This window comes from Vibrio sp. OPT18 (assembly GCF_015163615.1).
GTDB lineage: Bacteria > Pseudomonadota > Gammaproteobacteria > Enterobacterales > Vibrionaceae > Vibrio > Vibrio coralliirubri.
The window spans coordinates 3,407-13,242 of the sequence record NZ_JADDYK010000108.1 but is presented as its reverse complement, the minus strand read 5'-3'; the positions used below and the strand labels follow the sequence as shown (position 1 = coordinate 13,242).

Here is a 9,836-nt window from a genome sequence, read left to right as displayed (position 1 = left end):
AAGTTCTTTCAGTTTCTCAATTTCATCGTCAGCATACTTTTGAAGGAAGTTGATTAGACCAGGCTTATCAAGCGTCTGAGTGGTGACCACGCGATCACCACCAGTACGTTGATCAACTTCTTGTTGTGTTGCATGTTCCACCAAACCCAAGCGTTCCGTCGTTGCGGGTTGACCAAGTTCGCCCTGCGCATCTTCGATAAGAGATTTGAGAGCATCTAACACAGGTTTCAGCGTTGCTGGCGTCACAGCTCGCTTCGCATCACTGCCAGTACTAACCTCTTGAGGTGTCGCTAATTCAATAAAGCCCGGAGTGTTTGTGGTTGCGTATTGACTGAGTTTTTCTTGTAAAGCGTCAAGCGCTTCATTCACCTCGTCATACGTTGGATGCGCTAATGAAGTATCAGTAACCACCACGACATGCAAAGCATTTTCGAGAACCGTGTAAACATCGACAATGTGCGATGAAACTACGGATTCATCCCCGGTCACTTCATTAGGCGTTGTACTAGTAACAAGAATGAGCTCACCATCTTCGTCATAAATACCAGTATTGCGGATCCACTTACCTCGATACACTTCTGTTTTATTATTTACCGTGGCACCGCCACCAATAAAACCTTCTTTTGGTTTGCGTTCAATAGCGATTCTCGCCCACTCATTAGGCACTCGTGTCATATCTAGAGCTGGACGAACGTACGCATCATCAGAGCCATCGATACCACCAAAACCAATCATCGTTAACGGTAGCGTTTTCTCTTGGCGATAGTAATCTTGAATTTTTTCAAGACCTCGCTTTGTCACTATCGTGTAGTATTTTTCATTAGCCATTTTGTTGTTTTTCTCTGTTCACTAATTCCATCAAACTGCTCGCTCCTTCTTGTTCGAACAGTTCTCTTGCTGAAAAGCTTTTCACCCCAAAGTAATAACAAGCGCTGTTTACTGACGGCTCAAGGATGCGAGTTGCGTACTCGATGCTTGTTTCAGTCACTTCAGCGCCACTTGTGCGTCCGAGCGTTTCAATTAGGGCGGTGGCAATCCGAACACCACTCGGCCCTTGAATAGTTTCGATGCTAACGTCAGTTACTTTATTCATTACGTCGTCACCTTGAGAGTTGAACCAGCTTTGATTTTTTCCGCTAACGCTTCACCGCCTGAAGCACCACCCAAGAGAGGGAAAATGAGAGTTTTGCTCTCTGCACCCAAAGCAACAGTTTGTTTCGAACCTGTGATTTCAGCACCTGTTGAATCTGACATTAATGTCGTGATGACGCCGTCCGAATCAGAGCTTGCACGCACTTTTAAGTTTGCCGAAAAGAATCGACCAACGTTGGTATCAATGTTAAGCGAGGCTTCTGCTGCTTCATTTGACGATATAAATGTGGCATCGTTGTTGTCTGATAGCGCCTCATGCGCACTAGCTGCGCCAGTAACGCCAAACGTATTGCTTTGCGTATTAACAACACTGATTGTTTTCACTTTGCCTGAAGCAAGGATTGGCATGATGCTATCTGAGTATGTATGTCCGTAATAGTAATAACCCGCACTATGAAAAATGTACAAGTCATCAATATCAAGACCTGATGTAGTATCGCTACCAAAATGCATGGCAAGATTAACGTTGTGGTAACTTGATTCGTATTGCTTAATCCTGTGCAACAATATGCCATTAAGCCAAATCTCAACATAATTCTCTCGGGCATCAGAATAATTATGGCTGTATTGGTGCCTAAACTCTAAGTAATAGTACTGGTTTGGTCTTATCGTGATTAACGGACTATTATTAGAACCTCGGCGATAAAATAATTGACCATCTTTAATGAATACCAATACATCCAGCCCACTGACACTATCTGTGTGTTCATATGGACGTCTATAGCTAGGGTATAAAGATATTTGCGCCAATTCTTGTGCTGGAATGACATCTTGAAACTTGAAAGAACAGCCAGCGTAGACAAGATAGCCAGATGACGCGGTTATTGCGTTAAACTGCAAGTAAGCGCCATTGGTAAGACGTATAGCTTTCCCTTCCAGCTTTCCGTCCACAATGGAAGCACCCGCTGGGTTAATCACTTTAAGTTCGTTGGGTAACTGTAATTCAAAATCAGTACCGATGATTGAATCAAAACCTTCTGTTAGTAATGGCATAGATACCTCTAGTAATAGCCAATCATTGATGCGTTCTCCCTAAAGAATAAGCGCTTAACGGTTAACTCTTGGTTTGGTAGTACGCCCGTCATTGATGCCCACACCGTAGCGTCAGCAAAGCTTCGACCGGAGCGTTTGAAAGTCTGGTTCCTTTCTTGCTTATCATCCGTTCGTTCAATAAACGTAATCACCTGGTCAAATCCAATCGAATTGCGCGCAGTGGTGATAGACAACACGTATTCAATACCAGCAAATGGCACAAAAATAGCGGAGCCTTCTTCATCGTTAAAACCTTGAAGCAACCCTGCAGGTATAACTGCCATCACTGAAGCTGGCAGCGTCTCGTAGATAGGATTGCGAGTATCAGCAAGCTGCGTGGCATGTTCGGAGTAATCCATCGGGCTTAATAATGACTGGATACTGTCTTTAAACGCTTCGAACTCCGCAACGGTCACATATCGCTTGGTGGTATCAACTACGATGGCGATTTGGTCTTGATTCTCAACGGGTAAATGCACGATAACGCTGCGCTCTGAAAACATGGAGACCAATGTTGGAGCCACTGAACCCCACACAATAAGGTCGCCATCCTCATCAAAAAGACCAACTTCGCGTAGCCACATTCCTTGATACTTATTGATAATCTCAGAGGTCATTTCAACGCCTGCAGAATAATAAGTACCTTCACCAACGGTGATTGTCTCTCGCCCAATTTCTCTCGCTAACGCGACACTACCAATATCAGGCGTCACACTAGAACCATTACCATCACCAAACGCTAACTCGGTGAGCCTGAGTGTTTCTCCAAGCATCAAAGCATCGAGCTTTCGTTTACCGACATCTGTCACCACCGCATATTGCTCAGGTTCAGCATTCATGTTCATCTTGGTACTCATCTCAAAGGTATCTCTATTCTTTCGTAAACCGTCACATAGGGCGCAACCCTAAGCTCACCATACACGTTTGGATTGGGCGGCTTCGGACCCACTTCGATGTGGTTTAGTACGCACTGATAACCACCGATATAAACAGGTTGGGGCTTCATACTTTCTGTCACATCAAACAACCAAAACAAACTGGTATGAGGTAAACGGATTTCCTCAAAAGCTTTCAGCATCTTTTGGTATGGTTGACTGGCATCCAGCGCGACCAGTATCAGATTGGGACGTTCTTTGTCGTCAAAGACTTCCCCCGTAATGTCATGCTCTTTCATCAAGCGGCGATAATCCGAAAGCTTCCAACCAAATAATGGCTCTGGCTCAGCGATTAAGATCCCCAAATGCAAGTCATCGTGCGTCGCTTTAAAGTCAGCAGCCATGCCTTGAAGCAATCGCTCAAGTTCGATGTTTTCGGCTTCCTGCCAATAAGCGCCTTTGGGTAGCAGTTGACGCAAGGCTTGCGTGAAGCCTTCCTCGCTGTAAGACGTCAAAAAATCCGCTATGTCCATGTCACTTCTCCAAGGGTATGGATTTCATTCACCTTCAAGAACTGCTCTTGTTGGGGACTCGTCAATATGTATCCGCTTGTCACCGAAGCAATCGCCAAGATGATTTCCGTCGGCGTGATGGACTCCAAGTTGCCTTCTTTGTCGCGTTTACCCATTTTCTCTTGAAAGAACTTTTTCAATGCAACGATGACTTGCGTTCGAATAACAGGAGAGTCGACATTCTGAATACCTATATCAATCGGCTTTAATGTTGGTAGTCCAACATTCGGATGGCAGCCAGCTAAACGCTCCTCATCGATATAGTCTTGAACGATTTTGACCACGCCTTCAGATACCAACGGGTTATCTGATCGGGTACCGATATAAACCTGCACATAACCTAGAGATGGCGTGTTATCGAGTGCCCAAGCGTAATCAACATCCACGTGAGCAGACATTGCCCATGCTTCGTAATCTTCAATTCGTCCTACTAAACTGCTTCGGCTAAACGCCATCACAACGCGAGTTCGCCATCGCTCAAGATCTTCAAGCTCAGCACCACCTTCAAATCCCAAACAAAGAACTCGATCGGGATGAACACCGGCTAACGCTTGAGTCAGACTCAGCAAGGTACCTGTCGGTAAGTTGCCCAGACTGCCCGCACTCAATGCCATCGCTTCAATGGGTTCATTGCTTAGGTGTGTCGATAACGTTTCATACTCAATACCCGTTGCTTTTAACGTGAAGCGCGTTTCTTGCGGTATTTCAACGACGTCGGTGATGGCTTCAAATTGGACGTAACCTTTGGCATATGTTGGCTGCAAACGAGGTGTTTTGTGACGGTAGGCATGCAAATATAACCATGACTCACTACACGTTTCCGGGTTCAACTCACGAAGCAAATTGTCTTGGTAACCGTATTGCCCATAACTCACGCCAGCAATTGCACAAGCAATGGCATCAATTGCCGGGTTATTTTGTCCTGTTCTGGCGATAAGCGTAGACTTTGCTCTATCAATCAACGCCGTCAAACTGCGCTGTGTACTCATAATGTGAATCTCACTTTGTCATTCTCAAAGGTGTTGAGTGTGATTGTCCGCTCAAACCGTGTGTTAGAAACGGGTTCCACGGTCACCTCAACAGCTTGAACCCAATTCTCATCGACCATCCATTGCAATGCATCAAGACTGAATTGCCTGAGCATCTGACGAACAACCTCAACGCTTTTTTCTCTGCTTTGCGTCCAATGCCGTGAAGCGACAAGCGGCATATAACCCTCACTCCATGAACCACCACGTTCATCGCTTCCCATTCGAACCTTATCGTTTTGCGTCGCTTGTGCGTGATTTAATAAGCTCTGCAGTGCAGCATGTTTCAATCCCTCAGATGAATCCTTATTGACATACAGCGCTTCCAACTTGAAGTAACTCATGTGACTTTATAACTCCCTGCAGACGATCCTTTGTTTACTTCAACAAGTGCGTTTTGTTGGATTTCATCCACCACAGCTTTAGCAATGGCTCGTGCCATTTTCTCCGCTTGTGCATGCTTGCCTTGGGTAACAAAACCCTCAGATTGGAGATAAGTGACAATACGGTTTTTGAGTGAATCATTATCCAATGCCATGCTATTTACCTGCCGTAACCGTTGACGAACCATCGGTGTGCGCGCAGCCCGTAAATGAACAGATATGCGCTGTCGTCACGACTGAACTGCCATCGTTCATCTTGATGTTTTTACCCTTCACAATGACGTTCGATGATGAGGTCACGGTAATGTCCTTCGCCGCTTCCACTTCAATCTTATTCAGCGACTTCACCTTGATGCCATTCTTAGTGAAGTGGATCAGGTTTCCCTTATCGTCCAGCATCGCAACTTCGCCCGGTTCAAGTTCCATCTGATGACGCTCATCTTCCGCGCAAATCGAAAAACCTCGACTGACGGTACCACCAAGGAACAAGGTATAACTTCGAGCACCAACAAGGGGGCGGCTCATAAAACCATAGTTGTGCAAGCGCTTAATTCGGTCGTTGGCTTTCCCTGTGGACATTTTTATCTGCACTATCCCCGTCTCTGCACCAGTAATCGTGCTCACATCAATCAGGTTTTTCATGCGACTCATTAAGCGTCGAAAAGCATTCTCAGACATGGCTTACCTGCGCAAATGGTCGGCATAACGTTAGTGATGTTTGAGCGCTACTATCTGAAGCGGAAAGGCTTACGCTTTTGATCAGCATCGCCTCTTTGATACCTTGTTTTTCATCGGTCACACTGATAACTCGATTGATGGCATCGCCAGTTAATTTAGAGTGTAACCCTGGTATGGTAGTCGACACTTCCAAGCTTTTCGCAATGCCAAAATCATGCTCATAATTCGCTCTTGCCAAACAAGCCGCCTTATCTTGAAGTTGGTCCGCAATAATGATGCACTGACGATGCGAATTGATTGCCGGATTGGTGGCAACAGCATGTGCCTCACTCCATTGCCCACGAACTTCGACCTCACGAAACTGTTTAGTAAAGTCTCTGGAAGCGGATAACCCCTCAATGTTTTTTCCCAACTCAAGATAAAACCCCTGCACAAGACCTTGAGCTGGCTTCTCCAACACCAAAACGCCATCGCGCTCTACAATCAAACATCCTTGCTCTTTTGCTAACTGCGCAAAGTTATCTAATGGCGATTCACCATTAATTTGAAACTCATCTATCGGAGTTAATACGTTGGCAGTCATATCGTTTCTAACCGTCAAACCAAAACGCTTTACGATGTCATTCATCAGTTTATCGAGCGTCTGACCGTATCGAGCGTCCATGGTAATAGTGGAATCAATCATGTTGGCACTGACGGAGCGGCCGGAAAGGCTCATTGAATACTGTTGACTCTGAGTTTCAGAGGAAACTTTATCAATTGAACCTTTAAAAATGCGTAAGTCAGACAACGTAAACTCAACCGAAAGAGGCTCTGTGATTGCCATAGGCTCAATACTGACTTCAAACGTGTGAGCCAATTGCTCCAAGTTAAAATTCAACTGCGTATTAAAAAACGGGATCCGACGCCCCTGAACAAACAATTTCAAACTCATGGGTTCACCTTGACGGGTACTCGACCAGTAAAAAACAAAGGGTGCAGCTCTGTACTCAATTCTCTGAGCAAGGCTTCATTCGCGTTAGCTTCATGCGCAATAACCAGTGCGCTCATCGGTTTTAAGCACTGAACAAACTCACTTGGTGTGCTTCCTCGGTTTACTTTCTCAACTTGCTGATCAATACCACTCTGAGTACTGGCTAATGCCTCATAAAGCGCTAAATGTTCTGCAGTCGAATACATCGTCACGTCGTTGATGCAACCATCCACAGCCGTTGACAACACGTTCAGGTCTCGACGAATCACACTAGCCCTGGCCCTGGCGTTAGCGCTCAGCACATCAAAGCTTTGACTCTTTTCTAAGAGTTCGATGTTCCGGTTCATATTGATAGCGCCCATGACCAATGCAATGTTGGTATGAACATCTGCAGACCCCGTTTCAACCAAACTCAAAAGTGCAGATTGTGCAAAGCGAGCATTGTCGATCGCCTCATAGAAGGTTCGTGCTTGCGTAGAAGAACTGCCTTGATAAGTCATAGGCTCACTCTGGACGGCATAGCTGACGCCATCAATCGCAATTTGCATTTGTGAAGCAAAGCTAAGTGGCTCATTGCTCAATCCGGGGATCATAGTTTGAAGACGGCGAACTTGGATGGCAGCATCCATTAATGAAGGCTCCGGAAGAGACAACGTTGTGATAATGCCTGAGAGACAATCCACCAACGCTGTCACACGTTCTTTGAAGTGTTTCAGTTGAGAGGGCGTCATTTGAACAACTTCCGGTTCAAAGAATGGACTGGATTGTGCCAACACGGACTTAGTTCGAGTTCGAACACTGGTGTCGGTTATCGAGTACGACACGCTCGTCGTTGGACGGCGAACAAATGAAAGACTCAACAACACCAAACCACGTCGCGTATCAATGCGCATTGAGCTGGTATCAAATATCAGCGGCAGCTCACCAAGCCACGGATGTTCAAGAACGCCTGACGGCTCTTTATCAAGCAAGGCTTGAAGTAGGTTAGCTTGATCAAGCGAAAGCGAACCCACAAAGACCACTTCCAAACTGAAGCGCTTTGCCTTGCTGCCCATGTTCTTAATCACTGGCAAGTCTTCAAACGCAATTTCACTAACGTGTAGGCGCTTACCGCCTTCAATGACAGTACTCAGAATATTCAATTCAACGCCATTCCAGCGTCCTTTTTCGTATTTCTTTTGCCACATCGTCAAGATTTCCAACCACACCGCGAAAATTCGCACCAAGGGGATGCGCTAGAGCTTGCGTCGGCTCACCCCCGCCTCCACACCAAAATTGCGTACAGAAAAAAAACGCAAAATAAAACGCAGACTATTTACTGATTGAAATAATACCTCAGCCCTTGTGCCGCTTGGTTTCGTGGTGATTCTCGATGATTAAATTAGAAAGGGAACCATTGCGCATCCTTGCGCTTTTTTGCGTGTGTTTTTTTAAGAAATAGAAAAGTGCGGTTGCATATCAGGTTCAAGTAGATCCATTTGGTCTGGATTCTTACAAAGTTCGGGCTGAAGAAGAGGGTCTGGTTTGGTTTTTTTGGGCTCAATGATACGAGCCACGGAGATGAATACCACGAACAAGGTACCGCAATTTAGGTTAATACACTGACAATACGCCTCACGGACTTCTGCAGTAACAGGTTTCGACGTCGCAATGCGTGATTTGCACTCACAAATAGGACAAGTGATGAGCATGAGGACACTCCAACAGTGAATATTTGATGTATAAACACAACCTCAAATGAGGGTATTTCTCGGGAAGGACTCGGGTTGATTGAGTCAGTGTGAGTTTTTGCATAAATTAACCCTGATTCTCATCGTTAGCATATTTGGTTGTGGTTTAAGTTACTCTGAGCGCGCCATTTTGCATGCTCAGAGTGGTGTATTTATCAATAGTAATTTTGGCGCCCATTTTGATCGGTCCAAGTAGACATTGAACCCCTTTAACGCTCCATCCGGTCACGTCCATCAATGCCTGTTCTAGCGGTGAAATATCAACTTTCAGCGGCGGGTTACACTTATTTCCAGTGCTCCGAGCGCGGTTAAATCGCGGTTACAATCCGCAATAGATAGATTTTTCATTAGCGTTTCCCTGTCTCACGACGTTGGTTTGATTTTTATCGATTTAAGGAATCGATACCTCGCATATTAATCTATTTTTTCGATTGCCTCTATGCGGATACAAAAAAGCCGCGACTCGCGCGGCTGTGTTGTTAAAAGGAGCATTACGATCCCCATTTTTGGGCAATGAAGGAAATGAGTTTCACTAGTCCGACGCCGGTTAAACCTATGAGGTATACGCCACTGATAATTTCAGCCAATCGCTTAGCATCAACTGAACCATCAGCAACGTCGACCATGATATCAGCGTAATTACCCATATTATCAATAAGAGCCTGAGTTAAATCCTCTGGCAAGGGAATATTGTTCACTTCTAGTATAGAGATCATAGTGACAAAAGCCGTTCTCTTGTTGCCATCGTTGAATGAATGACCTCGAGCAATAGCAACGGCGTAGTGCGCGGCCAATTCAAAAGCCGTGGTAATGTCATTACCATCCTCACCGTAAGAGTAAATATTTTTCACTCGCCCTACGATGGCCTCAACCTTACCAGGGTTCATTCCTTTTAAGCCTTTTTCGGTTTCAAGGATTGAGTCGTGAATATCAATAATATCCTCTGCCTCAAGGAACAATAATGTGCTACCGGTATTCATCGGTCAGCCAGTTCCTTTATGGTTTTTTGGTGTTGCTTAATGACTTTTTTAACGGTCTTTTTAATGAGTGCTTTAGGCGCTCTGGAGAAAGTCACTCCTTTGTCTTCTTCGATCATTTTCTCGAGTTCTTGTCTGAGTGCGCTCGCCATGGTTAACCTCGCTTACTTTTGCAAATGCTAAGAAAAGTATAACACGACGGTTGCACTCGAGTAACGCTAGATCATGCCACCTCATTTCTTGCTAGACCGTTGCGAAGCAACATTGCAGTCACTCAACGCGCTGTATGGCTTCGTGTGCCGCAGAACATCACAACATAACCCCTAGGGAGAATCACGTCCATTTAGCCGCGTGTGCGCCGCCTGGGCTCAAGAATCATGCTTAAAACCAGTGCGAACCCAATAAGCCTCAGCGAGCTTGCGAGCTCGAGAGGCGT

General features: G+C 45.4%; 13 protein-coding genes. All 13 read right to left on the bottom strand.

Going from position 1 to position 9,836, the window contains the following annotated elements; all coding sequences use genetic code 11:
- The coding region (locus tag IQQ51_RS24820) for a phage tail protein (protein WP_228013237.1) at positions 1 to 828 on the bottom strand (828 nt) is incomplete at its 3' end.
- Positions 821 to 1,093, bottom strand: coding sequence for a hypothetical protein (locus IQQ51_RS24815; RefSeq protein WP_193842416.1), 273 nt, complete (start codon positions 1,091 to 1,093; stop codon positions 821 to 823). The genes IQQ51_RS24815 and IQQ51_RS24820, both read right to left, overlap by 8 nt.
- Positions 1,093 to 2,145 (bottom strand): hypothetical protein, encoded by a 1,053-nt coding sequence (locus IQQ51_RS24810; protein WP_193842415.1) that lies wholly within the window; start codon positions 2,143 to 2,145, stop codon positions 1,093 to 1,095. Before IQQ51_RS24810 ends, IQQ51_RS24815 begins: the two co-directional genes overlap by 1 nt.
- An 8-nt stretch (positions 2,146 to 2,153) precedes the next feature.
- On the bottom strand, positions 2,154 to 3,041 hold the full coding sequence (locus tag IQQ51_RS24805) for a phage tail protein (RefSeq protein ID WP_193842414.1): 888 nt from the start codon (positions 3,039 to 3,041) through the stop codon (positions 2,154 to 2,156).
- Positions 3,038 to 3,592, bottom strand: a complete 555-nt coding sequence (locus IQQ51_RS24800; RefSeq protein ID WP_193842413.1) for a hypothetical protein — start codon at positions 3,590 to 3,592, stop codon at positions 3,038 to 3,040. The genes IQQ51_RS24805 and IQQ51_RS24800 overlap by 4 nt, the downstream gene beginning before the upstream one ends.
- Positions 3,583 to 4,620, bottom strand: coding sequence for a baseplate J/gp47 family protein (locus IQQ51_RS24795; RefSeq protein WP_193842412.1), 1,038 nt, complete (start codon positions 4,618 to 4,620; stop codon positions 3,583 to 3,585). Before IQQ51_RS24795 ends, IQQ51_RS24800 begins: the two co-directional genes overlap by 10 nt.
- Positions 4,617 to 5,003, bottom strand: coding sequence for a phage GP46 family protein (locus IQQ51_RS24790; protein ID WP_193842411.1), 387 nt, complete (start codon positions 5,001 to 5,003; stop codon positions 4,617 to 4,619). Before IQQ51_RS24790 ends, IQQ51_RS24795 begins: the two co-directional genes overlap by 4 nt.
- Positions 5,000 to 5,197, bottom strand: a complete 198-nt coding sequence (locus IQQ51_RS24785) for a hypothetical protein (RefSeq protein ID WP_193842410.1) — start codon at positions 5,195 to 5,197, stop codon at positions 5,000 to 5,002. Before IQQ51_RS24785 ends, IQQ51_RS24790 begins: the two co-directional genes overlap by 4 nt.
- A gap of 1 nt (position 5,198) precedes the next feature.
- Positions 5,199 to 5,720 carry a phage baseplate assembly protein domain-containing protein gene (locus IQQ51_RS24780; protein WP_193842409.1) on the bottom strand — a complete coding sequence of 174 codons (522 nt, stop codon included), beginning with the start codon at positions 5,718 to 5,720 and terminating at the stop codon, positions 5,199 to 5,201.
- Positions 5,713 to 6,654, bottom strand: a complete 942-nt coding sequence (locus tag IQQ51_RS24775) for a phage tail protein (protein WP_193842408.1) — start codon at positions 6,652 to 6,654, stop codon at positions 5,713 to 5,715. Before IQQ51_RS24775 ends, IQQ51_RS24780 begins: the two co-directional genes overlap by 8 nt.
- A complete protein-coding gene (locus tag IQQ51_RS24770; RefSeq protein ID WP_193842407.1) occupies positions 6,651 to 7,880 on the bottom strand; it encodes a DNA circularization N-terminal domain-containing protein in 1,230 nt (409 codons plus the stop codon). The genes IQQ51_RS24775 and IQQ51_RS24770 overlap by 4 nt, the downstream gene beginning before the upstream one ends.
- A gap of 243 nt (positions 7,881 to 8,123) precedes the next feature.
- A complete protein-coding gene (locus IQQ51_RS24765) occupies positions 8,124 to 8,384 on the bottom strand; it encodes an ogr/Delta-like zinc finger family protein (RefSeq protein WP_193842406.1) in 261 nt (86 codons plus the stop codon).
- A 530-nt stretch (positions 8,385 to 8,914) separates the two neighbouring features.
- On the bottom strand, positions 8,915 to 9,403 hold the full coding sequence (locus tag IQQ51_RS24760; RefSeq protein ID WP_193842405.1) for a type II toxin-antitoxin system death-on-curing family toxin: 489 nt from the start codon (positions 9,401 to 9,403) through the stop codon (positions 8,915 to 8,917).
- Positions 9,404 to 9,836 lie beyond the last annotated feature (433 nt).

What these genes read in the sequence shown, in the direction of transcription:
- IQQ51_RS24815 (WP_193842416.1), bottom strand. Translation starts at nt 1,093, where the DNA reads ATGAATAAAGTAACTGACGTTAGCATCGAAACTATTCAAGGGCCGAGT.
- IQQ51_RS24810 (WP_193842415.1), bottom strand. Translation starts at nt 2,145, where the DNA reads ATGCCATTACTAACAGAAGGTTTTGATTCAATCATCGGTACTGATTTT.
- IQQ51_RS24805 (WP_193842414.1), bottom strand. Translation starts at nt 3,041, where the DNA reads ATGAGTACCAAGATGAACATGAATGCTGAACCTGAGCAATATGCGGTG.
- IQQ51_RS24800 (WP_193842413.1), bottom strand. Translation starts at nt 3,592, where the DNA reads ATGGACATAGCGGATTTTTTGACGTCTTACAGCGAGGAAGGCTTCACG.
- IQQ51_RS24795 (WP_193842412.1), bottom strand. Translation starts at nt 4,620, where the DNA reads ATGAGTACACAGCGCAGTTTGACGGCGTTGATTGATAGAGCAAAGTCT.
- IQQ51_RS24790 (WP_193842411.1), bottom strand. Translation starts at nt 5,003, where the DNA reads ATGAGTTACTTCAAGTTGGAAGCGCTGTATGTCAATAAGGATTCATCT.
- IQQ51_RS24785 (WP_193842410.1), bottom strand. Translation starts at nt 5,197, where the DNA reads ATGGCATTGGATAATGATTCACTCAAAAACCGTATTGTCACTTATCTC.
- IQQ51_RS24780 (WP_193842409.1), bottom strand. Translation starts at nt 5,720, where the DNA reads ATGTCTGAGAATGCTTTTCGACGCTTAATGAGTCGCATGAAAAACCTG.
- IQQ51_RS24775 (WP_193842408.1), bottom strand. Translation starts at nt 6,654, where the DNA reads ATGAGTTTGAAATTGTTTGTTCAGGGGCGTCGGATCCCGTTTTTTAAT.
- IQQ51_RS24770 (WP_193842407.1), bottom strand. Translation starts at nt 7,880, where the DNA reads ATGTGGCAAAAGAAATACGAAAAAGGACGCTGGAATGGCGTTGAATTG.
- IQQ51_RS24765 (WP_193842406.1), bottom strand. Translation starts at nt 8,384, where the DNA reads ATGCTCATCACTTGTCCTATTTGTGAGTGCAAATCACGCATTGCGACG.
- IQQ51_RS24760 (WP_193842405.1), bottom strand. Translation starts at nt 9,403, where the DNA reads ATGAATACCGGTAGCACATTATTGTTCCTTGAGGCAGAGGATATTATT.